Raw genomic sequence first — 26,526 nt, 5'->3', positions numbered from 1 at the left:
ACCGCCGGCGGCCGTTCCTGACCGCCGGCTGTCAATTTCGTCCATTCCCGGCCGATAACCCGGTTGACCGACCATCGCTGCGCACCATGGCCATCCAGACTCCCGCTTCGCCCTCCTCCGGTTCCGACAATCGCGACTTCGACTTCAGCGACCGCGATTTCAAGCGGGTCTGCGACCTCATCTACCAGAAGGCCGGCATCGCCCTGGCCCCGGCCAAGCGCGACATGGTCTACGGCCGGCTGTCGCGGCGCCTGCGCGTGCTCGGGCTGCGCTCCTTCCGCGACTACCTGGACTGGCTGGAGCGCGACGGCGGCGACGAATGGGAGGCGTTCACCAATGCGCTGACCACCAACCTGACCTCGTTCTTCCGCGAACCGCACCATTTCGAGCGGCTGCGCGAGGAGCTGCAGAAGCATTCCGGCGCGGCGCCGCTGAAGATCTGGTCCTGCGCCTCGTCCACCGGCGAGGAACCCTACTCGCTGGCGATCACCGCCTGCGAGGCGTTCGGCACGCTGACCCCGCCGGTGCGGATCCTGGCCACTGACGTCGACACCCAGGTGCTGGCCACCGCCTCGCGCGGCGTGTACGCGCTGGAGCGCGTCGCCAGCCTGGACCCGGCGCTGAAGCGCAAGTACTTCCAGCGCGGCAGCGGCGCCAACGAGGGCCAGTGCCGGGTGCTGCCGGCGCTGCGCGACCTGCTCGAGTTCCGCCAGCTCAACCTGCTGGAGCCGCGCTACGACGTCGCCGGGCCCTACCTGGCGCTGTTCTGCCGCAACGTGATGATCTATTTCGACAAGCCCACCCAGCGCGGCATCCTGTCGCGGCTGATCCCGCACCTGGACGACGACGGCATGCTCTACACCGGCCATTCGGAAAACTATCTGCATGCCGCCGACCTGATCCAGCCCTGCGGCCGCACGCTGTACCGCCGGGCGCAAAAGGACCGCGCATGAGCCCCGCCGCCATGGCTGTAGACCAGGTGATGCGCTATCACGATACGCGCTTCCAGACGACGGCCGCCAAGCTGCTGCCCACCCAGTACCTGGTGGTGGACGACGACACCGCGCTGACCACCATCCTGGGGTCGTGCGTGGCCGCCTGCATCCGCGACCCGCTGCTGAAGATCGGCGGCATGAACCACTTCATGCTGCCCGACGGCCAGAGCGGCGACGGCGCGCCGGCGCGCTACGGCAGCTACGCGATGGAAGTGCTGATCAACGACCTGCTCAAGCGCGGCGCCGCCCGCAACCGCCTGGAAGCCAAGGTGTTCGGCGGCGGCAACGTGCTCAAGGGCTTCACCAACAACCCGGTCGGCACGCGCAACGCCGACTTCGTCCTGAACTACCTCAAGGCCGAGCAGATCCCGGTGGTGGCCGAGGATCTGCGCGGCATCCATCCGCGCAAGATCTGGTTCTTCCCCGGCACCGGCCGCGTGGTCGTGCAGCGCCTGCCGCACGCGCACGAAGAGGCCGAGATCGCCGCGGCCGAGTCGGCGGTGCGCGCCCGTCTGGCCAAAGCCCCTGTCACCGGCGCCGTGGAGTTGTTCGAATGAGCCTGGAAGCCCCTTGCCGTGTCCTGATCGTCGACGACTCCGCGGTCGTGCGGCAGATCCTCACCGAGATCCTGTCCGGCGCGCCCGGCGTGGAGGTGGTCGGCTCGGCCGCCGACCCGCTGCTGGCGCGCGAGAAGATCAAGCGCCTGAATCCGGACGTCATCACCCTGGACGTGGAAATGCCGCGCATGGACGGCCTGGCGTTCCTGGAAAACCTGATGCGGCTGCGGCCCACGCCGGTGGTGATGATCTCCTCGCTCACCGAGCGCGGCGCCGACACCACCCTGCAGGCGCTGTCGCTGGGCGCAGTCGACTTCGTCTCCAAGCCCAAGCTCGACGTGGCCCGCGGTCTGGAGGAATACGCCGAAGAGATCATCGCCAAGGTCAAGAACGCGGCCAAGGCCAAGGTCCGCGCCCTGGACCGGCCGGCCACGCCGAAGCCGGCCGGTGCCACCGCCACGCCCGCCGCGGTGTCCTCGCTGAAGTTCCGCACCACCGACCGGCTGATCGCGATCGGCGCCTCCGCCGGCGGCACCGAGGCGCTGCGCGTGGTCCTGGAAGGCATGCCGGCCGACGCCCCGGCGGTGGTGATGACCCAGCACCTGCCGGCCGGCTTCAGCACCGCCTTCGCCGACCGCCTCAACCGGCACTCGGCGATGGCCGTGCGCGAGGCCACCGAAGGCGAAGCGATCCTGCCCGGCCATGCCTACCTGCCGCCCGGCGGCAAGCACCTGCAGGTGATCCGCGACGGCGCCCGCTGGCGCTGCAAGATCGACGACGGCCCGCCGGTCAACCGGCACAAGCCGGCGGTCGACGTGCTGTTCCAGTCGGTGGCGCGCAACGCCGGTGCCAACGCCATCGGTGCGATCCTCACCGGCATGGGCGACGACGGCGCACGCGGCCTGCTGGAAATGCTGCAGGCCGGCGCCAGCACCCTGGTCCAGGACGAGGCCACCAGCGTGGTCTGGGGCATGCCCGGCACCGCCTTCCGCCTGGGCGCGGCGCAGGAGGTGCTGCCGCTGGACAAGATCGCCGAGCGCCTGATCGCGCTGTCCGCGCAGGCCCGCTGACGCATGCCGGGCCGCCGCGCCACCACATCGAGCGTCCCCAGCGACCCCAGTGTGGAAACGGCGCGCGCGGCCGCGGCCTGCTCCGAACTCGATCTGCTGCACTGCCTGCACTACGCCCCGCAAGGGGTGCTGGTGATCGATGCGAAGGCGCGCGTGGTCGCCTTCAACCACACCGCCGAAGCGTTGTGGAACCGTCCGCGCGCGCAGGTGCTGGGCTATCCGCTCGGCGAGCTGGTCGACGCCGAGGTGCGCAACGACTTCCTCGCCAGTTGCCTGCACGAGGACGGCAGCGGCAGCTACGAACTGCTGTTGCGCGACGCCGACGGCGCCGCGCGCTGGCTGGCGGTAAGCGCGGCCCGGGTGCCGCAGAACACCAGCCAGTTGCAGGTGCTGTTCGTGCGCGACGTCAGCGCCGAGCGCGCCCGCGATGCCCGGATGCGGCTGCTGTCGCTCGCGCTGGACTCCAGCGACAACGCGATCGTCGTCTGCGATCCGGAATTGAACATTCTCTACGTCAACGCCGGCTTCAGCCAGGTGTTCGGCTACGCCGAGCGCGACGTGCTGGGACACCTGCCCAGCAACGTGCTGACCGGCCCCGGCACCGACCTACAGACGGTGCAGCACACCCGCGAACGCGTGCGCGCCGGCTTCGGCCACCAGACCGACATCCTGGTGTACCGCAAGGACGGCACCCCGCTATGGGCCACCCTGGTGGCCACCCCCATCGCCGAAGAGGACGGCAGCCAACAGCACTACATCCTCTCGTTCACCGACATCACCCAGAGCAAGATGCACGAGGTGCTGCACAAGAACGTGCTGGATGCGCTGGTCCGCGAACAGCCGCTGGTCGAGGTCGCCACGCTGATCTGCAAGGAGGTCGAGCGCATCGCGCCGGAACTGATGGCCGCGATCGTCAGCGTCGACGGCAGCGGCTGCCTGCAGCCCCTGGCGGCACCGAGCATGCCGGCGCAGTTCGGCGAGACCATGACCAGCATGCGCGCGGGACCGCGCTCCGGCGCCCTCGCCACCTCGATCTGGCGCAGCAAGCAGGTGCTGGTGCTCGACCCGCGCACCGACCCGCTGTTCGCCGACTACATGGGGCTGGTGCAGCATGTGCAGTTGGGCACCTGCGTGGCCACCCCGATCAAGTCCAGCAGCGGCCGCGTCCTCGGCAGCTTCGCGCTGTGCTACCGGCAGGTGCGCGAGCCGCTGCCCTGGCACCTGCGCCTGATCGAACTGTGCGTGCATCTGTGCGCGCTGGCGCTGGAGCGCGAGCAGACCAGGGCACGCGTGCACCAGCTTGCCTTCTACGATTCGCTCACCGGCTTGCCCAACCGGGTGATGTTCAGCGCCCGCGCCGAGCAGGCGCTGGCCGCGGCCGAGCACCAGGGGGCGCCGGTGGCGATCCTGTTCGTGGACATCGATCGCTTCAAGCGTGTCAACGAAACCCAGGGCCATGCCGCCGGCGACGGCCTGCTGCGCGACATCGCCCATCGCATCGGCGACACCCTGGGCATGACCGACCTGGTCGGCCGCCAGGCCGGCGACGAATTCGTGCTGATGCTGCCGAACTGCAGCGTCGCGCAGGCCGCCGGTGTCGCCGAGCGCCTGTTGCTGGCATTGGCCGAGCCCCTGGTGGTCGGCCAGGTGACCCTGCACCCCAGCGCCAGCATCGGCGTGGCGATGTTCCCCGACGACGGCCGCGACATCGAGACCCTGCTGCGGCATGCCGACCTGGCCATGTTCCGGGCCAAGCGCGAGGGCGGCGACAGCGTGTGCTACTTCAGTTCCGACATGAACCGCATGGCGCAGGAACGCGTGGCGATGGAGACCGCGCTGCGCGACGCCCTGCATCGCGACAAGCTGCAACTGCACTACCAGCCGCAACTGGACAGCCAGGCGCCGCATGCGCTGTACGGCGTGGAAGCGCTGCTGCGCTGGGAGCATCCCAACCTCGGCGCGATCTCGCCGTCGCGGTTCGTGCCGATGGCCGAGGAATGCGGCCTGATCGACGAGCTCGGACACTGGGTCCTGCGCGAGGCCTGCCGGCAGATGGCCGACTGGCGCCTGCGCGGCATCCCGGTGCCGCGCGTGGCGGTGAACCTGTCGGCCAACAATTTCGCCGATCCGCAGCTGCCGGCGCGGGTCGAGGGCCTGCTCGCCGCCTCCGGTCTGCAGCCGGCCGACCTGGCCCTGGAGATGACCGAGAGCGTCATGCTTTCCAACCCCAATGCGGTGCTGGCCAACCTGCGCCAGCTGCAGGCCGGCGGCGTGCTGCTGTCGCTGGACGACTTCGGCACCGGCTATTCCAGCCTCAGCCATCTGCACCAGTTGCCGGTCAACGAACTGAAGCTGGACATGAGCTTCGTCAGCGACCTGGAGCACTGCCAGACCTCGCGCGCCCTGACCACTTCGGTGCTGCGCATCGGCGAAACCCTGGGCCTGCACACCGTCGCCGAGGGCGTGGAGACCGAAGCGCAACGTGCATTTCTGGCGCGGCTGGGCTGCCGCGTGCTGCAGGGCTTCCTGTTCGCACCGGCGCTGCCTGCCGCGGCGCTGGAGCACTGGCTGCAGGGACGCGCGCCCGCGCCGCAGACGTAAGCCCACGCGAGCGCGGCAGATCGACCGCGCCCCGAAACGCAGCAACACCCACAAAAAAGCCCGGCACTGCCGGGCTTCTTCGTGGCGACGGTGCCGGATGCACGGCACCGTCGCGTCAGCGCATCGCCGGACCGATCAGGCCGCGACCGTGGTGGCCACGTCCTGGTAGTCCTGGATCTGATCGAAGTTCATGTAGCGATAGATCTGCTCGCCACTGGTCTTGATCACGCCCACGTCGGCCATGTACTCGTCCTTGGTCGGGATCCGGCCCAGGCGCGAGCAGATCGCCGCCAGTTCCGCCGAGCCCAGGTACACGTTGGTGTTGCGGCCCAGGCGGTTGGGGAAGTTGCGGGTGGAGGTCGAGAACACGGTGGCGCCCTCGCGCGCCTGCGCCTGGTTGCCCATGCACAGCGAGCAGCCCGGCATTTCCATGCGCGCACCGGCGGCGCCGAAGGTGCCGTAGTGGCCTTCCTTGGTCAGCTCCGAGGCGTCCATCTTGGTCGGCGGCGCGACCCACAGGCGGGTCGGGATGTCGCGCTTGCCTTCCAGCAGCTTGGCCGCGGCACGGAAGTGGCCGATGTTGGTCATGCACGAGCCGATGAACACTTCGTCGATCGCCGCGCCGGCCACGTCGGACAGGGTCTTCACGTCGTCCGGGTCGTTCGGGCAGGCCACGATCGGCTCATGGATGTCGGCCAGGTCGATCTCGATCACCGCCGCGTATTCGGCATCGGCATCGGGCTCGAGCAGTTGCGGGTCGGCCAGCCACTCCTCCATCTTCTTGATCCGCCGCGCCAGCGAACGCGCGTCGGCATAGCCTTCGGCGATCATCCACTTCAGCAGGGTGATGTTGCTGGTGAGGTACTCGACGATCGGCTCCTTGTTCAGGCGCACCGTGCAACCGGCGGCCGACCGCTCGGCCGAGGCGTCGGACAGTTCGAACGCCTGCTCCACCTTCAGCTCCGGCAGGCCTTCGATTTCCAGGATGCGGCCGGAGAAGATGTTCTTCTTGCCCTGCTTGGCCACGGTCAGCAGGCCCTGCTTGATCGCGTACAGCGGGATCGCGTTGACCAGATCGCGCAGGGTCACGCCCGGCTGCATCTGTCCCTTGAAGCGCACCAGCACGCTCTCGGGCATGTCCAGCGGCATGACGCCGGTGGCGGCGGCGAAGGCGACCAGACCGGAGCCGGCCGGGAACGAGATGCCGATCGGGAAGCGGGTGTGCGAGTCGCCGCCGGTACCGACGGTGTCGGGCAGCAGCATGCGGTTGAGCCAGCTGTGGATCACGCCGTCGCCCGGACGCAGCGACACGCCGCCGCGGGTGGAGATGAACTCCGGCAGGGTGTGGTGGGTCTTGACGTCCACCGGCTTCGGGTACGCCGCGGTGTGGCAGAACGACTGCATCACCAGGTCGGCGGAGAAGCCCAGGCAGGCCAGGTCCTTCAGCTCGTCGCGGGTCATCGGGCCGGTGGTGTCCTGCGAGCCGACCGAGGTCATCTTCGGTTCGCAGTAGGTGCCCGGGCGCATGCCCTGGCCTTCCGGCAGGCCGCAGGCGCGGCCGACCATCTTCTGCGCCAGCGAGAAGCCCTTGCCGGTGTCCGGCGGGTCCATCGGCAGACGGAACAGGTTCGAGGCCGGCAGGCCCAGGAACTCGCGCGCCTTGGCGGTGAGGCCGCGGCCCACGATCAGCGGGATACGGCCGCCGGCGCGCACTTCGTCGAACAGCACGTCGGACTTCATCGCGAACTCGGCGATCACCTGCCCGTTCTTCAACGCCTTGCCCTCGTACGGACGCAGCTCGACCACGTCGCCGTGCTCCATCTGCGACACGTCCAGCTCGATCGGCAGCGCGCCGGCGTCTTCCATGGTGTTGTAGAAGATCGGCGCGATCTTCGAGCCCAGGCACACGCCGCCGAAGCGCTTGTTGGGGATGTAGGGGATGTCCTCGCCGGTCCACCACAGCACCGAGTTGGTCGCCGACTTGCGCGAGGAACCGGTACCGACCACGTCGCCGACGTAGGCGACCAGGTGGCCCTTGGCCTTGAGGTCGGCAATGGCCTGGATCGGGCCGCGCTTGCCGTCCTCTTCCGGCTCGAACGGCGCGCCGTCGCGCTTGTTCTTGAGCATCGCCAGCGCGTGCAGCGGGATGTCCGGGCGGGTGGTGGCGTCCGGCGCCGGCGACAGGTCGTCGGTGTTGGTCTCGCCCGGCACCTTGAACACGGTGATGGTCAGGCTCTGCGGCACTTCCGGCTTGCTGGTGAACCACTCGGCCTCGGCCCAGCTCTGCAGCACGGCCTTGGCGTGCGCGTTGCCGGCCTCGGCCTTCTCCTGCACGTCGTGGAAGGCGTCGAAGATCAGCAGCGTGTGCTTGAGGCCTTCGGCGGCGACCGCGCCCAGCTCCGGGTTGTCCAGCAGTTCGATCAGCGGATGGATGTTGTAGCCGCCGAGCATGGTGCCCAGCAGTTCGGTGGCGCGGGTGGGCGAGATCAGCGGGGTCTTCTCGCTGCCGAAGGCGACCGCGGCCAGGTACGACGCCTTGACCTTGGCGGCGTCGTCGACGCCGGCCGGCACGCGGTGGCTCAGCAGTTCGACCAGGAACTGCTCTTCGCCGGCCGGCGGATTCTTCAGCAGTTCGATGACCTGCGCGGTCTGCTGCGCGCTCAGCGGCAGCGGCGGGATTCCGAGCGCGGCGCGCTCTGCAACGTGGTGGCGGTAGGCTTCCAACATGCGGGTTCTCCGGGAAAAAACGGTGGGAATGAGCGGTAGCGGTTGCGCGGCGTCAGCCGGCAGGCTTGGGGACGATGATCTTCAAGCCCTTGAAGTAATCGCGGAAAAAACGGTCGTCGCGGGTGATCAGGCCATCGCATTGCAGCAGCGCATGCGCACCGATCAGGAAATCGGCCACGACCCGCTCGCGCTTGCCGCCGCGGGCGCGGAAGCGGCGCTGCATCTCGCCGGCGCGCAAGGCCGACTTGGCCTCCAGCGCGCTGAAGCGGATGCTCATGTCCTCCAGCACCGACAACGCCTCGGCGCCGTCGCGCAGCGCGCTGCACACTTCGGCCAGGACGATGTCGCAGACCACCACCGGGCCGGTGCTCAGGCACTGGCGCAGGCAGGCTTCGGCGGCGTCGGCCTGCGGGCCGTCGGCCAGCAGATCCACCAGCACGGACGAGTCGATGGCGATCATGCGCCGGCGTCGGGTTCGGGTTCGAACGGATCGCCCGGGGCGCGGCCGCGGATCGCACGCATCGCTTCGTCGGTGCTGGCGAAGCCGTCGAGCTTGAAGCGGCCACGGGCGCGCGAGATGGCATCGTCCACGCTCTTGCGCAGGATGATCCGGCCGCCGTCCAGCTCCACTTTCAGGATGGTGCCCTTGCTCAGGCCGAGCGCATCGCGCACGGCCTTGGGAAGGGTGATCTGACCGCGTTCGGCGACAGTGGCTTCCATCGGTGTAGGCCCGGTTCGGTATGCACGGATTATACATACTCGGGCAGCCATACCGCCAGCGACGGACGCGCCGCGGCACAGCGCCCGGTCAGGTACCCGGGCGCTGTGCCCGCCACACGCAACGACCTCGCGGCCTCCTCGGCAGCCGCCGCACGCCCGCGCGGGAACGCCGTGCCGGTGACCCGCGCGAATGCAGGGCCGCCCCTCCCTCTTTCAGCGGCTCAGAACGCCACCTGCAGGCGGGTGTTGAAGGTCGTGCCCTGGTCCCTGCCCTGCACCGTGCCGCTGCGGTTGTCGGTCTGCCAGCGGATCACGTCGAGCATCAGTCGGCTGACATCGTTGAGGTACCAATTGGTCCCCAGCGTCCAGGCATGGCCGCGGCCGCCGCTCGGCAGCTCGGCGTAGTCCACGTCTTCGTAGCGCAGCTTCAGTTCCCAGGCCCCGGCGCCGCCGGCGGTGGCCGGATCGGCGACCTTGACCCGGCCCCAGGTGCCGGTCTTGCCGGCATACGCGGGCAGCGCGCCGGACAGGAACCAGCCGGCCGACACCGCCCAGGCCTGGTGATCCAGATCGTAGCCGCCGGCCGCGTCGCGCCCGCGCAGATTGCGCGTGCCCCACTCGCCGCTGGCCCAGGCCGGGCCGACGACCCCGGCCAGCTCCGCGCCGTAGCCGTCGCTGCGCTGCGCGCCCAGCAGCGTTCCCGGCGCGATCCGGACCTGGTCGTTGAAATGGCCGGCGATCGCCGAACTGCGCAGCACGCCGCTGGCGCCGGCGGCGATCTCCTCGTGGAAGGCCCAGGCGCCCAGGTGCACGGTCGCGGCCTTGCCGGCCAGCGGATTCCAGTGCGCGCGCGCCGCCCAGGTCAGGCTGTCGTTGTCGTCGCCGGCATTGTTGAGGTCGTTGCCCGCCACCGACAGGCTGGCGTGCCAGTGGCGCCCGTAGATGCGCTCGGTCAGGCCGACGCCGAACAGGCCGCGGTGCGGCAGGATCAGCGTGCCGACCACGTTGCGGTCCTGGAACGGGGTGTTGGACGTGCTGCTGGCGCCATCGATGCCGCGGTCGTTCAGGCGATTGCCCACGCTCAGCTCTGCCGGCAGGCCGAACAGGCGATGGTCGACGCTGGCGTACACCGATTTCCAGGCCACCGCGTTGTCGGCAAAGTCGCCCTCCACCACCCAGCCGAGCTGGCCATAGCGGCCTTCGGCGCCGAGTCGCACCGAGCGGATCTCGGTGCCGGACAGGTTGCGCTGGCTGGCAGCGGAACCGTCGGTGCTGGAGGCATCGACGAACAGGCGGCCGCGCGGCCGGAACACCACGTTGCCGTCGGCGCTGGCGAACTCCGGGGCGCCCTTCGACCACGACACCTTCGGCGCCTTGGCCTGCGCCGATTCGAGCGCGGCGACGCGGCCTTCCAGCGCCGGCGCGGCGGTGGCGGACGCCGTGGTGGCGGGCGCCGGACTCGGCGCGGCGGGGGCCTGCAGCGCGTCGAGCCGCGCCTGCAGTTGCTGGATCTGCAGCGCCTGCTGCCGCACCAGCGCGGTCAGTTCGGCCTGGCTCAACGTGGCCGGCGCGGCCGGCACGGTTTGCGCAGCGGCCTCGTTGGCGCCGCCGAGCAGCAGGCCGAGCGCCAGCGTCAGCGCTGCGCGGGGCAGCACGGGATGGGGATGCATGGATGGGTCTCTCCGGCCAGCCGGGCGCCTGGCCTGGCGCTGGCCCGTTGCGATGGTGCGGGGGATGTGATGCGCGCGACAGGCGCGCCACCGGCCTGGCCGGTGGCGCGCGGCCGTGGTCAGCTGGTGGCCTGGTTCTGCGCGTTGGGACGCCAGGTGATCAGGCGGTTCTCGATCACGTCCAGCAGCGCATCGATGAGCAGCACGAAGGCGGCCAGGATGATGATGCCGGCGAACACACCCACGGCATTGAAGTTGCCCTCGGCCTGCGCGATCAGGTAGCCCAGGCCGGCGGAGGCGCCGAGGTATTCGCCGATGATTGCGCCGACCACGGCAAAGCCCACCGAGGTGCGCAACGACGACAGGATCCAGCTCGCCGCCGCGGGGAAGTACACGTGACGCAGCAGGTCGCGGCGGTTGGCGCCGAGGATGCGCGCATTGGCCAGCACCACCGGATTGACCTCGCGCACGCCCTGCATGGCGTTGAAGAACGTGGTGAAGAACACCAGGGTCACCGCCAGCGCCACCTTCGACCACAGGCCCAGGCCCAGCCACAGCACGAAGATCGGCGCCAGCACCACGCGCGGGATCGCGTTGAATCCCTTGATGAAGGGATCCAGGATCCGCGCCGAGCGCCGGCTCAGGCCCAGCCAGACGCCGCCGGCCACGCCCAGCGCGGTACCGATGACATAGCCGAGCGCGGTTTCGGTCAGGGTGATGTAGACGTGCTGGTAGAAGCCGGCATCGGACAGCCAGGTCCAGGCCTGCTGCACGATCGCGGTCGGCGCGGGGAAGAAGAACGGGTCGATCAGGCCCAGGGCGATGCCGCCCTCCCAGCCGCCGAACACGGCCACGACCAGCGCGAGCTGGATGAGTTTGTCAGTCTTGGCGTGCATAGCTCTTCTCCACTTCGCCGCGCAGGCAGGCCCAGATGTCGCGGTACAGGTCGGTAAAACGCGCGTCGAGCTTGATCTCGGCGACGTTGCGCGGACGCGGCAGGTCCACGTCGAAACTGCGCACCACGCGGCTGGCGGGGCCGGAGGACAGCACCACCACGCGGTCGCCCAGCGCGATCGCCTCTTCCAGGTCGTGGGTGATCAGGATCACCGAGCGGCGCTGCTCCTGCCATAGCCGCAGCAGTTCGTTCTGCATGAGGTGGCGGGTGTGGATGTCCAGCGCCGAGAACGGCTCGTCCATCAGGATCACCTTCGGCTCGACGATCAGCGCCTGCGCCATCTGCACGCGCTTGCGCTGGCCGCCGGAGAGCTGGTGCGGGTAGCGGTGCTCGAACCCCGCCAGGCCGACCTTGGCCAGCCAGGCATTGGCGCGCTGCCTGCGCTCGGCCTCGGCCACGCCACGGAAGCGCAGGCCCAGCTCCACGTTCTGGAAGGCGGTCTTCCACGGCAGCAGCGCATCCTGCTGGAACAGGTAGCCGACCGCTTCCTGCACGCCGGCGACCGGGCGGCCATCGATGACGACCTGGCCAGCGGACGGCGACAGCAGCCCCGCCACCGAGTTGAGGATGGTGCTCTTGCCGCAACCGGTGGGGCCGACGATGGCCAGGAACTCGCCATCGGCGACCTGGATGTCCACGTCGCGCACGGCGGTGAAATCGCCGAAGGACATGGTGACGTTGTTGATCGCGACCATCGTCTGCGCCGGATCGAGGTGCGGCGCGCCGTTGAGGCGCTGCACAGTCGCGTTGCGTGCCATGGTTCCTCCGCTCACGGTTGGGCCGCCTTGCCCGCACCGCTGGCGCGGTCGACGAAGGCGTTGGTGTAGGTCTTGGACAGATCGATGTCCGCGCGCGCCACGTCCTTGTTGAACGCGCGCAGCACGGTCAACGGCGTTTCCAGGTCGGCGGCGACGAAGCGCCCGTCGCGGGTGAAGATGGCGCGGGCGTTCTCCACCGCCCGCGTATAGGTGGCGCGGTCGCCGGAGACGTAGGCATCTGGCAAGGCCGCGACGATCTCCTCGGCGGAGTGGTCGGCGATGAAGCGCAGCGCCATCTGCTCGGCACGCACGATCTTCTCCGCATCCTGCGGCCGCTTTTCCAGGAAGCTGCGGTTGGCGTACATCACCGAGGTCGGGTACAGCCCGCCGTAGACCTGGCGCGCACCGGCATCGCTGCGCGCGTCGATCAGGATCCTGCCGATCCTGCGCTCGCTGATCAGGGTCGCCGCCGGATCGTAGTTGACCAGCAGGTCGATCTTGCCCTGCTCCAGCGCCGCCACCGCGGCCGCGCCGGAGCCGACGCCGATCAACGACACCGCGCTCTCGGGGATGCCGTTGCGCGAGAGGTAATGGCGCACGAAGAAGTCGGACGAGGACCCCGGCGCGGTGATGCCGACCTTCAGGCCCCTGATGGTCTGCGGCCTGGCCGGATCGAAGGCGGTGTCGTTGCGCCCGGCCAGCACCAGCCCGGAATTGCGCGAGAGCAGCACGAAGGCAACCACGTCCTTGCGCTTGGACTGCATCTGGATGGTGTGGTCGTAGAAGCCCACCGCCACGTCGGTGGAGTTGGCCACCAAGGCCTGCAGTACCTTGGAGCCGCCTTGGGCGAAGTTCTCGGTCTTGACCTTGACCCCGACCTGGTCGAAGTAGCCGTTGGCGTCGGCGATGAAGAACGGCAGGTTGTTGAGATTGTAGGACCCGACGCTGATGCGCACCGGGGTGGCGTCGGCGCTCGCCGCATCGCCGCCGCCCTTGCCGCAGGCGGTGAGGAGCAGCAGGCCGGCCGCGGCGAGCGCCGCGGTGAAGAACGTTCTGGACAACATCGATCCCTCCCAGGATTGAAGCGTGTGCGTTGTCGGTCGCGGACGCCTTGCGTGCATGCAGACGTCCGGCCGGTTCAGGTCATGTCATGCCGCGGAGATCCATTGGCGGGCCTCGGTGGACACGGGCGAGGTCGCGAAGACCCGCCCTTCGAACAGCCGGCGGGCGGTGCGCACCACGCTGGCGACGATCGGCGCATCGGCCGCGCTGCGGCTCAATCCCACCTCCAGGGCGCCGCTCGGATGTTCCAGGACGACGTGGCGCGGCAGCGCCGCATCGCCGACGAAGGCGTTGGCCAGGGTGCCCGGCGTGGCCGCCGCGGTGGCGATGCCGACTGCGCCGGTGATGGCCAACGCGGTGTGGCACTGCTGCGGCATGAAATAGCGCACCTGCAGGTCGCCACCGTGTTGCGGGGCCGACAGCAACACCGGCTTGGGAATCACCTTGCTGCCGGGATCGGCGATGCCCATGCGTGCGCCGGCCTGGATCCGCAGCGCCTCCAGCCGCGCCAGCAGCGCGGCATCGGCATTCAGCTCGGCAGGCGAGGCATCGCCGCACACGCCGAGATCGGTGGCGCGCAGCAACATCATCGGCATGGCGCAATCCACCAGACTCGTCGCGACACCGTCGATGGTGTCCTGCGCCTGCCCGCTCGGCAACAGCTTGCCGGTGCGCGCGCCGGCCGCGTCCAGGAACGACAGCCAGATCGGCGCCGCCGCGCCGGGCGCCCCGGCGATGCGCGTCTCGCCACGGTACACCACCCGGCCATGCGGGGTTTCCACCGTGGCCACGATCAGCTTGCCGGTGTTGACGTTGTGGATGCGCACCTGGGTGCGCGGATGCTGCGCCTGCACCAGGCCGCGCTCGATCGCGTACGGCGCCACCGCCGCCAGCATGTTGCCGCAGTTGGGCGAGGTGTCCACCACCTGCTGGTCGACCCGCACCTGCGCGAACAGATAGTCCACGTCCGCGTCGGCACGGTTGGAACGGTCGACGATGGCGACCTTGCTGGTCAGCGCGTTGCCGCCGCCGATGCCGTCGATCTGCAGCGGATGCCCGGCGCCCATCACCTCCAGCAGCAGGCGGTCGCGCCGGGCCGGATCGGCCGGCAGGTCTGGCGCGAAGAAGAACGGCCCCTTGGAGGTGCCGCCGCGCATGAGCACGCAGGGAATGCCGAGCAGATCGTTGGACATGGTGTAGATTGATGCGCCATGAAGATGAATGTCTTCGTCTGATTCGATACTGGCATGACCCCGATTGATCTGTGAATTGCTAATTTTTGGATGATTGATTACCCATGAGCATCAATTGCGAAATCCTCGATCTGCGCGCGTTCCTGCTGGTGGCCGAGACACGCAGCTTCCATCGCGCCGCCGAGGCGCTGCACATGTCGCAGCCGGCGCTGAGCCGGCGCATCCAGAAGCTGGAACAGGCGGTCGGGTCGCCGCTGCTGGAGCGCACCACCCGCAGCGTCGCCACCACCGCCATCGGCGAGAACCTGCTGCCGCTGGTGCGGCGCATGATCGAGGAGTTCGACGGCTCGCTGTTCTCGGTGCGCGGCCACGACGATGTGCGCGGCGCCACCGTCACCATCGCCTGCCTGCCGACCGCCGCGTTCTACTTCCTGCCCAGCGTGATGGCGCGCTTCCGCGAGGCGCATCCGCACGTGCGCTTCCGCATTCTCGACATCCCCGCCACCGAGGGCCTGCAGGCGGTGGAGCGCGGCGAGGTCGAGTTCGGCATCAACTTCATGGGCGCCAACGATCCCAACCTGGATTTCGACGTGCTCGCCGAAGATCCGTTCGTGCTGGCCTGCCGCCGCGACCATCCATTGGCGAAAAAACGCCGGATCGAATGGGCCGACCTCGCCCAGCACCAGTTGATCACCGTGCACCGTACCAGCGGCAACCGCACCCTGCTCGACGGCGCGCTGGCGCGCGAGAACCTGAAGCTGAGCTGGCACTACGAAGTGACCCACCTGTCCACCTCGCTTGGCATGGTCGAGGCGGGCATCGGCGTGTCGGTGCTGCCGAAAATGGCCACGCCCGACGGCGAGCATCCGATCCTGGTGACCCGGCCGATCGGCAACCCGGTGGTCTCGCGCACCATCGGCATCGTGCGCCGGCGCAGCGCGCTGCTCTCGCCCAGCGCCGAACGTTTCCTGCAGATGCTGATGAGCCGCTGGCGCGGCAAGCCGTGACACGAGCGCTACATCTGAACGTGTAAGCTTCCGCCCGACGCCTTGGGCCGCCGCGCCTTCCGGCCGCGCCGCAACGCGACGCAATGCCGGCAACGCAACGTCCCGGCACTCGCAAGCAGGCTCGCGAAAGCGCGCCAATGCAAGCCATCCGCAATCAGGAGTTCCCCGCATGAACGACTCGTTCTCCACCCGCAGCCAGCTGCACGTCGGCGGCAAGACCTACGGTTACTTCAGCCTGCCCAAGCTCGGCGAGCGCTTCGACATCTCGCGCCTGCCCTACTCGCTGAAGATCCTGCTGGAGAATCTGCTGCGCCACGAGGACGGCGGCGCGACCGTCGGCAAGGAGCACATCGAAGCGGTGGCGCAATGGCAGCCGACCGCCGAGCCGGACACCGAGATCGCGTTCATGCCGGCGCGCGTGGTGCTGCAGGACTTCACCGGCGTCCCGTGCGTGGTCGACCTGGCGGCGATGCGCGACGCGGTGGTCAAGCTCGGCGGACGCCCGGAGCAGATCAATCCGCTGATCCCCTCGGAACTGGTGATCGACCACTCGGTGCAGGTGGACGTGTTCGGCAAGCCCGACGCGCTGGATCTCAACGGCAAGATCGAATTCCAGCGCAACAAGGAACGCTACGGCTTCCTGCGCTGGGGCCAGAAGGCCTTCGACAACTTCAAGGTGGTGCCCCCGAACACCGGCATCGTGCACCAGGTCAACCTGGAGCACCTGGCGCGGGTGGTGATGACCGGCGAACGCGACGGCGAGGCGCTGGCCTACCCGGACACCGTGTTCGGCACCGACAGCCACACCACCATGATCAACGGCATCGGCGTGCTCGGCTGGGGCGTGGGCGGCATCGAGGCGGAAGCGGCGATGCTCGGCCAGCCCTCGTCGATGCTGATCCCGCAGGTGGTGGGCTTCAAGCTCACCGGCAAGCTACCCGAAGGCGCCACCGCCACCGACCTGGTGCTGACGGTGACGCAGATGCTGCGCAAGCACGGCGTGGTCGGCAAGTTCGTCGAGTTCTTCGGCGACGGTCTGCAGCACCTGCCGCTGGCCGACCGCGCCACCATCGGCAACATGGCGCCGGAGTACGGCGCCACCTGCGGCATCTTCCCGATCGACGCCGAATCGCTGACCTACCTGCGCCTGTCCGGCCGCAGCGAAGAGCAGATCGCGCTGGTCGAGGCCTACGCCAAGGCGCAGGGCCTGTGGCACGACGCCGACAGCGCGCATGCCAGCTACAGCGCGACGCTGGAGCTGGACATGGGCGACGTCAAGCCGTCGCTGGCCGGCCCCAAGCGCCCGCAGGACCGGGTGCTGCTGGAAGACATGCAGCGCAACTTCCGCGACAGCCTGGTGCCGTTCGCCGACGCGCGCGCCAAGCGCCGCAGCGACGCCGCGCAGGAAGACCGGCTCAAGAACGAAGGCGGCGGCGGCACCGCGGTCGGCGCCCAGGCGGCGCACGCGCAGGACGCCGAGGCCAGCGGCGCCGGCTGGCGCCTGCGCGACGGCGCGGTGGTGATCGCGGCGATCACCTCCTGCACCAACACCTCCAACCCGGCGGTCATGCTCGGCGCCGGCCTGCTCGCGCGCAACGCCGTGGCCAAGGGCCTGAAGGCGCAGCCCTGGGTCAAGACCTCGCTCGGGCCGGGCTCGCTGGTGGTCACCGACTACCTGAAGAAGGCCGGGGTGATGAGCGACCTGGAACAGCTCGGCTTCTACGTGGTCGGCTACGGCTGCACCACCTGCATCGGCAACTCCGGCCCGCTGCCGGAGGACGTGTCCGCGGCGATCGCGCAGGACGACCTGGTGGTGGCCTCGGTGCTGTCGGGCAACCGCAACTTCGAAGGCCGCGTGCATCCGGAAGTGAAGATGAACTACCTGGCGTCGCCGCCGCTGGTGGTCGCCTACGCCATCGCCGGCACCACCGACATCGACCTGACCCGCGAGCCGCTGGGGACCGGCAGCGACGGCCAGCCGGTGTACCTGCGCGACATCTGGCCGAGCAACAAGGAGATCGGCGACACCATCGCCGCCACGGTCGGCCCGGAAATGTTCAAGCAGAACTACGCCGACGTGTTCAAGGGCGACAGCCGCTGGAACACCATCGCTTCGCCCGACGGCGAGCTGTACGCCTGGGACGGCGCCTCCACCTACATCAAGAACCCGCCCTACTTCGACGGCATGACCATGCAGGTCGGCCGCATCGAGGACGTGCATGGCGCGCGCGTGCTCGGCCTGTTCGGCGATTCGATCACCACCGACCACATCTCCCCGGCCGGCAACATCAAGAAGGACTCGCCGGCGGGCCGCTTCCTGCAGGAACGCGGCGTGCAGCCGGCCGACTTCAACAGCTACGGCAGCCGCCGCGGCAACGACGACGTGATGGTCCGCGGCACCTTCGCCAATATCCGCATCAAGAACCTGATGTTCGGCGGCGAGGAAGGCGGCAACACCCTGTACTACCCGGCCGGCGGCGGCCAGCCGGAAAAGCTGGCGATCTACGATGCAGCGATGAAGTACAAGGCCGACGGCGTGCCGCTGGTGGTGATCGGCGGCAAGGAATACGGCACCGGCTCTTCGCGCGACTGGGCGGCCAAGGGCACCAACCTGCTCGGGGTCAAGGCGGTGATCGCCGAGAGCTTCGAGCGCATCCACCGCTCCAACCTGGTCGGCATGGGCGTGCTGCCGCTGCAGTTCCTCGACGGCCAGAACGCGCAGAGCCTGGGCCTGGACGGCTCGGAGACGTTCGAGATCACCGGCCTGCAGGACGGCGCCAGCAAGCGAGCCAAGGTCGTCGCGACCAAGGCCGACGGCAGTGCGCAGTCCTTCGAGGTGGCGGTGATGCTGCTGACGCCGAAGGAAGTGGAGTACTTCCGCCACGGCGGCCTGCTGCAGTACGTGCTGCGGCAGTTGGCTGCGCGCTGACACCTGCACGGGTTTCCCATACGGAAGCCCAGTCCCTGCGCCTAGCGTGCGGGCGATGCTCGGGTACGTGAATTGACACTTGCATGCGCGCGCACTCGAGAGCAAAGGCTTTCGCCTTTCGGCGAGTTACTTTTCTTTGCTTGTGCAAAGAAAAGTAACCAAAAGAAAGCACACCCTGCCTCGCGCCCTCCGCGCTGCGCGCTCCGGGTCCGCGTCCAGCCCGGGGATCCGCGGAAGGGGCATCCTGCCCCTGCCGCGGACGGCGCACGTCCCTGTGCGCCGCCCCTTCGGAGTTTTTCCCCGCGCTGGCCGCCGCTTCGGAAGGGAACCGGTAAAAGCAATAGCAACAGCAACAGCAACAGCAGAAATAGCCTTCGGCACACCCTAGCGGCACAAAACACGCTCGCCCACAAGGCATCCACCCCGCCCCTGTTCGCCTTTTCCCTACGGAACGGTATGCTCCCATTACGGGATTTCGGCGGATACTGTCCGCTGCGCGCCCATCAATACATTTCCTGGAGGGGGAATATGAGTCTGGATCGTCCGTGGTTGCAGAGTTATCCGGCCGGCGTTGGCGCCGACATCAACGTCGACGAGTACCGCTCCGTCGCCGCGGTCTTCGAAAGCTCCGTGGCCAAGTTCGGAGACCGCCCCGCCTACTGCAACTTCGGCAAGACCCTGACCTACCGCGAGGCCGGCGAACTGGCCCGGCAATTCGCCGGCTACCTGCTGGGCGAACTGCAACTCAAGAAGGGCGACCGCGTCGCCCTGATGATGCCCAACTGCCTGCAATACCCCATCGCCACCTTCGGCGTGCTGCTGGCCGGCATGACCGTGGTCAACGTCAATCCGCTCTACACCCCGCGCGAACTGCGCCACCAACTGATCGACTCCGGCGCCAGCGCGCTGGTGGTGATCGACAACTTCGGCACCACCGTGCAGGAAGTGCTGGCCGACACGCCCGTCAAGCAGGTCATCACCACCGGCCTGGGCGACATGCTCGGATTCCCCAAGGGCCCCTTGGTCAACTTCGTCCTGAAGTACGTCAAGAAGCTGGTGCCTGACTACGACATCCCCAATGCGATCCGCTTCCGTGACGCGCTGACCCTCGGCCGCCTGCACACGCTGCCGCCGATCGACATCGCACCGGACGACATCGCCTTCCTGCAATACACCGGCGGCACCACCGGCGTGGCCAAGGGCGCCATGCTGACCCACCGCAACCTGGTCGCCAACATGCTGCAGGCCGGCGCCTGGATCGCGGCGACCGGCAAGCTGGAGGAAGGCAAGGAAGTCATCATCACCGCGCTGCCGCTGTACCACATCTTCGCGCTGACCGCGAACGGGCTGGTCTTCATGAAGCTCGGCGGGCTCAACCACCTGATCAGCAATCCGCGCGACATGCCGGGCTTCGTCAAGGAACTGCAGAAGACCCGCTTCACCGCCTTCACCGGCGTCAATACCCTGTTCAACGGCCTGCTCAACACGCCAGGCTTCGACAAGGTGGACTTCTCCTCGCTGAAGTTCACCCTCGGCGGCGGCATGGCGGTGCAACGCGCGGTGGCCGAGCGCTGGAAGCAGGTCACCGGCGTCACCCTGGTCGAAGCCTACGGCCTCACCGAAACCTCGCCGGCGGCCTGCATCAACCCGCTGACCCTGACCGAGTACAACGGCGCGATCGGCCTGCCGATTCCGTCCACCGACGCCTGCGTCAAGGACGACCAGGGCCAGATCCTGGCCCATGGCGAGGTCGGCGAGCTGTGCATCCGCGGGCCGCAGGTGATGAAGGGCTACTGGCGCCGGCCGGAAGAAACCGCCAGCGCCATCGATGCCGACGGCTGGCTGCACACCGGCGACATGGCGCGAATGGATCCGCAGGGCTTCTTCTATATCGTCGACCGCAAGAAGGACATGATCCTGGTGTCCGGCTTCAACGTGTACCCGAACGAAGTCGAGGACGTCATCGCGATGATGCCGGGCGTGCTCGAAGTGGCCGCGGTCGGCGTGCCCGACGAGAAATCCGGCGAAGTGGTCAAGGTGGTCATCGTCAAGAAGGACCCCAACCTCACCGCCGAGGACGTCAAGGCCCACGCCCGCGCCAACCTCACCGGCTACAAGCATCCGCGCATCGTCGAGTTCCGCAAGGAACTGCCCAAGACCAACGTCGGCAAGATCCTGCGGCGCGAGCTGCGCGACGCGCCGCCGCCGCAATAAGCAGGTCCAACGGGCGCCCACGCGGCGCCCGCGCAGGCGCTGGCGGGCCGAATTCCGGCCGCGGCACCCGGGTGTAGCATCCGCCGGGTGGAAACGCACTCGCCCGCTGCGCCACGCCATCTCCGCGGGCGTCTTTCCGAGAGCCCGCCATGAGCATGACCGACACGCTGCCCTGTACCCGCGCCTATTCCAGCATCCGTATCGATGCGGACGACGACGACGATAGCCACTGGTTGTACATGCATGCAGGCAACGCCGCGACGCAACGGCCCTGCTTCCATCCCACGTTGATGCGCGAGATGCACAGCTATCTCGCGTCCCTCAGCCAGCCCCGCAACCTGGCGTCGGCGCGGCTGGGCACCCTGGTGCTGGCGTCCGATGGCAGCGCGTTCAACCTGGGCGGCGATCTGGAACTGTTCGGCCACTACATCCGCCGCCGCGACCGCGCCGGCCTGATGGCCTACGCGACAAGCTGCATCGATGGCGTGCACCGTTTCCACGAGGGACTTGGCGGCAGTTTCCGCACCATCGCCCTGCTGCAAGGCGATGCGCTCGGCGGCGGTCTGGAGATGGCGCTGTCGTGCCACCTGATCGTGGCCGAAGAGGACGTCGGCATGGGCCTGCCGGAAATCATGTTCGGCCTGTTCCCGGGCATGGGCGCGTATTCGTTCCTCAGCCGCCGCATCGCACCGCAGGCCGCGGAAAAGCTCATCCTGGGAGGTCACGTTTTCAGCAGCCAGGAGATGCACGCCATGGGCATCGTCGACGTGCTGGTGCCCAAGGGCCAGGGCAAGGACGCAGTGCGCGACCTGATCCAGCAACAGCGGCGCGCGCCGCTGGCGCATCTGGCGATGAATGCGATGCGCAAGGTGGTGCAGCCGGTGCGCCGCGAAGAGTTGCTTGCGGTGACGGAAATCTGGGTGGACGCCGCGCTGGCCCTGGGCGAAAAGTCACTGCGGACGATGGATCGGCTGGTGCGTGCCCAGCTCCGGCGCGCCCAGGCGGGCGTCTTTGCCGCCTGAGCCCGGGGCGCTGCTTTCGGCAATGGGGATGACCCGGCTCCGCGTCGGGCATTCCTCAGCGCAGTTCGCCGTCCTGCACGGCGCTGTGCCGTGCACGCAGATCCAGGGCCTCGCGGCCTTCGGTCAGGCTGGCATTGAGCGCCATCAGCCGTGCCCGCCACTCGCTGCGCACCTGCCATTCCGGCATCTGCATCAATTCGCCGCCGAGGCTGGCGAGCCGTACCAGGCCGAGATTGCTGGCGACGCCCTTGATCGCATGCGCGTGCTCGCGCAGGCGTTCCCAGTGCTCGGCTTCACCGGCGATCTGCATGCCACCGAGGCAGCCTTCGGCATCGTTGAGGCACTGCGAGATGAATTCGCGTTCGAACCCGTCGCCCATGCCGAGCCCGGCGAGTTCGTCCAAAACCGATGCATCCAGCACCCCTTCGCTCGACACCGCAATCTGCCGCACGCCGGCCTCGCTGCCCGCACGCAGGCGTCCCTCCATCGCGATATCGGAAAGCGTGTCCAGCAACCGGTTGGCCACCACCGGCTTGGCCAGGAAGGTGCGGGCGCCGGCCTGCTCGCAGCGCTGGATCGACTCGGGGGTGACATCGGCGCTGAGCACCACGACGGGCGTGCGCGGCCCGCCGGCCTGCATCACCCGCAACTGCCGCAGCATGTCCAGGCCGCTCATGCCGGGCATATGCAGGTCGACGATCACCGCATCGAACTCGCTCTCGGCCAGCGCATCCAGCACCGCCTCCGCACCGTCGACGCAGATGGCGCGATGGCCGGCCTTCTGCAGCATGCGCTGCAGCACCATGCGGTTGGCGGCGTGGTCGTCGGCGACCAGGATGCGCATGCCACGCACCCGCGCACGGTGGCGCAGGAACGGGTCGGAGAACGCGATGACGTTGCCGTTGGTGTCGAACTCCTCGGCCGCCGTCGGCACGCTCGCCGCCGGCGCGCCGATCTCCGGCGATGCCGGTACCGCCGCGGCCACGAACGGCAGTTCGAACCAGAAGTGGCTGCCGCGCGGGGCATTTTCCTGATAACCGATGCTGCCCCCCATTGCCTCGACCAGGCCCTTGGCAATCGTGGTGCCCAGGCCGCTGCCTTCGTAGCGGCGCGCCAGGCCGACGTCGGCCTGTTCGAACGCCTCGAACAGGCGCGGCCGCATGTCCGGCGTCACCCCGATCCCGGAATCGACGATGTCGAAACTCAGGCGCTTCGGCTGCCCGTGCTCGTTCTTGTGCAGGCGCACCCGGATATCGACCCGGCCGGTCTCGGTGAACTTGATGGCGTTACCGGCCAGGTTCAGCAGCACCTGGCGCAGATGACCCGGATCGCCGGACAGATAGTCCGGCACGTCGGGAGCGACATCCACCTGGTAGGCCAGGCGCTTGGCCCGCGCCTGCGGCTGCAGGATCAGGCTGATTCCTTCCAGGGTTTCGCGCAGCGAGAAATCGCGCTTGTCGAGCCGCAGCTTGCCGGCCTCGATCGCGGAAATGTCCAGCACCTCCTCCACCAGCGACAGCAGGCTGCGCGCGGAAGCCTGGATGGTGTTGACGCACTCGCGCTGCTCGGCGTCCAACCGTGTCGTCGCCAGCACCTCGGTCATGCCCGACAGGCCGTTCAACGGGGTGCGGAACTCGTGGCTCATGTTGGCCAGGAAGCGGCTCTTGGCCTCGCTGGCGCGGCGCGCCTCGGCGGTCGTCGAGGTCAATTGCCGCAACAGCCCGGACAGATACAGCGGGATGGCGGCCAGGCCGACCAGCAGGCCGATGCCCAGCCCGCGATTGGCGATCCAGTAGTCGCTGGCCATCAGCGTGATGCTGAAACTGGCCACCGCCATGGCCACGGCCAGGTACAGGTAGCGGTTGCCGTAGCGCAGGCCGTTGCCGATGGTGACCCACATGATGACGACGTAGATGCACGCCATCGGTTCGCCGATCGCGCTCATCGCCATCGACATGAGCCCGTAGTCGGCGACCATGCCGATGATCCGGCGCATGTCCGAGCGCTGCGGCCGGGCCACGATCCAGGTCATCAAGGCCAGAGCCACCGCCTGCGAGATCAGGGTCAGGCCGATGACGTAGGCGCGCTGCCGCGGGGCGATGTCCCAGGTGTGCGAGAACGACAGTTCGTACACCAGGATCAGCGCGACCATGCAGATGCGGACGAACGCCTGGCCGTGCTCGGTATCCTTGCGCTCCGCGAACCGTTGCCGCACCCACCTGATCGCCGAGGTCATGTCAGACTCCTGGTCGCGCCGAGGCGGTGGAGAATTTCTCGCAGATCACCTGCAGTTGCTCGCGGCCGCGGAACAGCGCGTCCACGCAGCGCGGGTCGAACAGGCGGCCGCGCTGGGCGTACAGGTAGGCCAGCGTCGCGTCCATGGTCCAGGCCTCCTTGTAGGGACGCGGCGAGATCAGCGCGTCGAACACGTCGGCGACCGCCACGATGCGCGCTTCCAGCGGAATCGCCTCGCCGATCAGGCCGTCCGGGTAGCCGCTGCCGTCGTAGCGCTCATGGTGGCGCAGGGCGATCAGCGCGCCGACCTGGATGAAACGGTTCTGGCTGCCGCTGAGCAGTTCGTAGCCGATGCGCGGGTGCATGCGCATCACCGCCATCTCGTCTTCGTTGAGCTTGCCCGGCTTGAGCAGCACCGCGTCGGGGATGGCGATCTTGCCCATGTCGTGCAGGCTCGCGGCCATCTCGATGACCCGCACCTCGTCCTCGGACAGGCCCAGCTGCTCGGCGATCAGGCCGGCCACGTGCGCCATCCGTTCCAGGTAGGCGCTGGTGCCGACATCGCGGTACTCGATGGCCCGCGCCAGCCGCGACAGGGTCTCGCGCTCGCGTTCCTCGACCTCGCGCATGCTGGCCAGCAGGCGCTGCTCCAGCGACATCGCGCGCTGCTTGATGTTCTCGCTCTGCAGCCGCAGCTGCAGCAGGTTGTGGCAGCGCGCCCGCAGTTCGCGCGGGCGGATCGGCTTGACCAGGAAGTCGATCACCCCCGCCTCCAGGGCGGCCTGGCGGATCGGCTCGTCACCGACCACGGTGATCAGGATGATCGGGATGTCACGGTGCTTGGGCAGCCGGCGCAGGCGCCGCGCGAACTCCAGCCCGTCCATGCCCGGCATGCGGTAGTCGAGCAGCAGCAGATCGACCTTGCCGGCTTCGCACCAGGCCAGCGCGGCCTGCGAATCGCCGAAATCGCGCACGGTCAGTTCCGGGGCGATGTCCTCGATGACATGCCGCAGCATCGTGCGCGCGGAGGTCTGATCGTCGACGATGACGATGTTCAAACGATTGTCGTTTCCGTCCGCCCATTGGAGACGGTCCCCGTTCGAGGACGCGCCGGAGAGGCTCATGCTGGCATCATGCATCTGCAATCCTCCGCCCGTCGCATCTGCGCGAGCTGCTGAGACGACAACGGGAACGCGCCGGCGCCCATTCACGCCGACCCGTCCACCTCACTTCCTTTTGCGTGCAACGCCTGCTGCAAGAACCGCGCCACCTCGTCCGGGGCTAGGTTAAGCCTCCGGACGCATGTACGGAAACAGCAGCACGTCACGGATCGAACTGCTGCCGGTAAGCAACATTACCAGCCGGTCGATGCCGATGCCCAGGCCGCCGGTCGGCGGCAGCCCCACCTCCAGCGCCCGGATGTAGTCGGCATCGAAGTGCATGGCCTCGTCGTCTCCCCCGTCCTTGGCGGCCACCTGGGCCTGGAACCGCGCCGCCTGGTCTTCCGGGTCGTTGAGCTCGGAGAAGCCGTTGGCGATCTCCTTGCCGTTGATGAACAGCTCGAAGCGATCGGTATAGCCCGGCTCGGTGTCGCTGGAGCGGGCCAGCGGCGACACCTCGACCGGGTGGTCGGTGATGAAGGTGGGCTGGATCAGGGTGTGCTCGACGGTGGCCTCGAAGATCTCCAGCAGCAGCTTGCCCCAGCCGTAGGACGGCTTGGTGCGGATCTTCAGCCGCTCGCAGTGGCGCAGCAGCGCCTCGCGGTCGGTGCAGTCGGCGACGCTGATCTCCGGGTTGTGGTGGCGCACCGCCTCGTCCATGCGCCAGCGGCGGAACGCCGGCGCCAGGTCGATGTCGGCGCCGTCCCAGTGCACCTGGATGGTACCCAGCACCTCGCGGGCGACGTCGCGGATGACGTTCTCGGTCAGGTCCATCACCTCGTGGTACGTGGCGTACGCCTCGTACAGCTCCATCATGGTGAATTCCGGATTGTGCCGGGTGCTGACGCCTTCGTTGCGGAAATTGCGGTTGATTTCGTAGACCCGTTCCAGGCCGCCGACCACCAGGCGCTTCAGGTACAGCTCCGGGGCCACTCGCAGGTACAGGTCCAGGTCCAGCGCGTTGTGGTGGGTGGTGAACGGCTTGGCCGTGGCGCCGCCGGGGATGTAGTGCATCATCGGCGTCTCCACTTCCAGGAAGCGGCGCGCGTCCAGCCAGGCGCGCATGGCACGGATGATCTTGGAGCGCTTGACGAACACCTCGCGCGCCTCCGGCGACACGATCAGGTCCACGTAGCGCTGGCGGTAGCGCTGCTCCACGTCCGACAGGCCGTGCCACTTGTCCGGCAACGGGCGCAGCGCCTTGGTCAGCAGCCGCAGCCCGGTGGCCTTGATCGACAGCTCGCCGGTCTTGGTGCGGGTCAACCCGCCCTCCACGCCGATGATGTCGCCGATGTCCCAGCCCTTGAAGGCGTCGTAGGCCTCGCCCAGGGCGTTGGCCTGCAGGAACAGCTGGATGCGCCCGGACTCGTCCTGCAGCTGCACGAAGCTGGCCTTGCCCATCACCCGCTTGGCCAGCAGGCGCCCGGCCAGGCGCAGGCTGCGGCCCTGCCCCTCCAGCACCTCGGCGGTCCAGCGCTCGGCGTCGGCGAACTCGGCCTGCAGATCGCCGGCGAAGTCGCTGCGGCGGAAATCGTTCGGATAGGCCACGCCCTGCGCGCGCAGTGCGGCGAGTTTGGCGCGCCGTTCGGCGATGAGGCTGTTCTCGTCGACGGGAAGGGACGGCGCGGGGGTCTGCTCGGTCATGGGATGG

Annotated in this window: 19 protein-coding genes; 8 read left to right on the top strand and 11 right to left on the bottom strand. The window is 68.5% G+C overall.

Annotation, left to right across the window (positions count from 1 at the left end):
• Positions 1–86 precede the first annotated feature (86 nt).
• The 4 genes from M3U25_RS05440 to M3U25_RS05425 are packed head-to-tail and all read left to right on the top strand — an operon-like array spanning position 87 to position 5,223.
• The gene (locus tag M3U25_RS05440; RefSeq protein ID WP_017917563.1) at positions 87–953 is read left to right on the top strand and encodes a CheR family methyltransferase; all 867 of its coding nucleotides are present in this window, start codon (positions 87–89) and stop codon (positions 951–953) included.
• Positions 950–1,552, top strand: a complete 603-nt coding sequence (cheD, locus tag M3U25_RS05435) for a chemoreceptor glutamine deamidase CheD (protein WP_048489105.1) — start codon at positions 950–952, stop codon at positions 1,550–1,552. Before M3U25_RS05440 ends, cheD begins: the two co-directional genes overlap by 4 nt.
• On the top strand, positions 1,549–2,622 hold the full coding sequence (locus M3U25_RS05430) for a chemotaxis response regulator protein-glutamate methylesterase (RefSeq protein WP_242161293.1): 1,074 nt from the start codon (positions 1,549–1,551) through the stop codon (positions 2,620–2,622). Before cheD ends, M3U25_RS05430 begins: the two co-directional genes overlap by 4 nt.
• 3 nt (positions 2,623–2,625) lie before the next feature.
• Positions 2,626–5,223 carry an EAL domain-containing protein gene (locus M3U25_RS05425; RefSeq protein WP_355499341.1) on the top strand — a complete coding sequence of 866 codons (2,598 nt, stop codon included), beginning with the start codon at positions 2,626–2,628 and terminating at the stop codon, positions 5,221–5,223.
• 135 nt (positions 5,224–5,358) lie between these two features.
• Here the strand turns inward: M3U25_RS05425 and acnB are convergent, their stop codons facing one another.
• The 8 genes from acnB to M3U25_RS05385 all read right to left on the bottom strand — a co-directional run bounded on the left by acnB (position 5,359) and on the right by M3U25_RS05385 (position 14,308).
• Positions 5,359–7,950 (bottom strand): bifunctional aconitate hydratase 2/2-methylisocitrate dehydratase, encoded by a 2,592-nt coding sequence (acnB, locus tag M3U25_RS05420; protein WP_355499344.1) that lies wholly within the window; start codon positions 7,948–7,950, stop codon positions 5,359–5,361.
• Positions 7,951–8,002: 52 nt separating this feature from the next.
• Positions 8,003–8,410, bottom strand: coding sequence for a type II toxin-antitoxin system VapC family toxin (locus tag M3U25_RS05415; RefSeq protein ID WP_019798091.1), 408 nt, complete (start codon positions 8,408–8,410; stop codon positions 8,003–8,005).
• Entirely contained in the window at positions 8,407–8,670 is a 264-nt protein-coding gene (locus tag M3U25_RS05410) for an AbrB/MazE/SpoVT family DNA-binding domain-containing protein (RefSeq protein ID WP_010343322.1), read from the bottom strand. Before M3U25_RS05410 ends, M3U25_RS05415 begins: the two co-directional genes overlap by 4 nt.
• 221 nt (positions 8,671–8,891) lie before the next feature.
• Positions 8,892–10,340, bottom strand: coding sequence for a porin (locus M3U25_RS05405; protein WP_355499348.1), 1,449 nt, complete (start codon positions 10,338–10,340; stop codon positions 8,892–8,894).
• 119 nt (positions 10,341–10,459) lie between these two features.
• Positions 10,460–11,236, bottom strand: coding sequence for an ABC transporter permease (locus M3U25_RS05400; RefSeq protein WP_355499351.1), 777 nt, complete (start codon positions 11,234–11,236; stop codon positions 10,460–10,462).
• Entirely contained in the window at positions 11,220–12,053 is an 834-nt protein-coding gene (locus M3U25_RS05395) for an ABC transporter ATP-binding protein (protein WP_160946664.1), read from the bottom strand. Before M3U25_RS05395 ends, M3U25_RS05400 begins: the two co-directional genes overlap by 17 nt.
• 11 nt (positions 12,054–12,064) lie before the next feature.
• A complete protein-coding gene (locus tag M3U25_RS05390) occupies positions 12,065–13,117 on the bottom strand; it encodes an ABC transporter substrate-binding protein (protein WP_355499354.1) in 1,053 nt (350 codons plus the stop codon).
• 84 nt (positions 13,118–13,201) lie between these two features.
• Positions 13,202–14,308, bottom strand: coding sequence for a 4-oxalomesaconate tautomerase (locus M3U25_RS05385; protein WP_355499357.1), 1,107 nt, complete (start codon positions 14,306–14,308; stop codon positions 13,202–13,204).
• Between the two features lie 104 nt (positions 14,309–14,412).
• Between M3U25_RS05385 and M3U25_RS05380 the strand changes: the two genes are divergently transcribed.
• The 4 genes from M3U25_RS05380 to M3U25_RS05365 all read left to right on the top strand — a co-directional run bounded on the left by M3U25_RS05380 (position 14,413) and on the right by M3U25_RS05365 (position 21,480).
• Positions 14,413–15,315, top strand: coding sequence for a LysR substrate-binding domain-containing protein (locus tag M3U25_RS05380; RefSeq protein ID WP_355499360.1), 903 nt, complete (start codon positions 14,413–14,415; stop codon positions 15,313–15,315).
• Between the two features lie 169 nt (positions 15,316–15,484).
• Positions 15,485–18,244, top strand: a complete 2,760-nt coding sequence (gene acnA / locus M3U25_RS05375; protein WP_355499363.1) for an aconitate hydratase AcnA — start codon at positions 15,485–15,487, stop codon at positions 18,242–18,244.
• 528 nt (positions 18,245–18,772) lie between these two features.
• Positions 18,773–20,458: a long-chain fatty acid--CoA ligase gene (locus tag M3U25_RS05370; RefSeq protein ID WP_160946660.1), complete on the top strand. Its 1,686-nt coding sequence runs from the start codon at positions 18,773–18,775 to the stop codon at positions 20,456–20,458.
• A 149-nt stretch (positions 20,459–20,607) separates the two neighbouring features.
• The gene (locus M3U25_RS05365) at positions 20,608–21,480 is read left to right on the top strand and encodes a crotonase/enoyl-CoA hydratase family protein (RefSeq protein ID WP_242161285.1); all 873 of its coding nucleotides are present in this window, start codon (positions 20,608–20,610) and stop codon (positions 21,478–21,480) included.
• 55 nt (positions 21,481–21,535) lie between these two features.
• Here the strand turns inward: M3U25_RS05365 and M3U25_RS05360 are convergent, their stop codons facing one another.
• The 3 genes from M3U25_RS05360 to lysS all read right to left on the bottom strand — a co-directional run bounded on the left by M3U25_RS05360 (position 21,536) and on the right by lysS (position 26,519).
• A complete protein-coding gene (locus M3U25_RS05360) occupies positions 21,536–23,716 on the bottom strand; it encodes an ATP-binding protein (RefSeq protein ID WP_355499368.1) in 2,181 nt (726 codons plus the stop codon).
• A gap of 1 nt (position 23,717) precedes the next feature.
• A complete protein-coding gene (locus M3U25_RS05355; RefSeq protein ID WP_160946657.1) occupies positions 23,718–24,854 on the bottom strand; it encodes a two-component system response regulator in 1,137 nt (378 codons plus the stop codon).
• Between the two features lie 147 nt (positions 24,855–25,001).
• Positions 25,002–26,519, bottom strand: coding sequence for a lysine--tRNA ligase (gene lysS, locus M3U25_RS05350; protein ID WP_355499372.1), 1,518 nt, complete (start codon positions 26,517–26,519; stop codon positions 25,002–25,004).
• Positions 26,520–26,526 lie beyond the last annotated feature (7 nt).

The organism is Xanthomonas sp. PPL134 (assembly GCF_040595915.1).
In the GTDB taxonomy this organism is placed as follows: domain Bacteria; phylum Pseudomonadota; class Gammaproteobacteria; order Xanthomonadales; family Xanthomonadaceae; genus Xanthomonas_A; species Xanthomonas_A indica.
The sequence above is the reverse complement of the archived record's forward strand: the minus strand, read 5'-3'. Positions and strand labels throughout refer to the sequence as shown.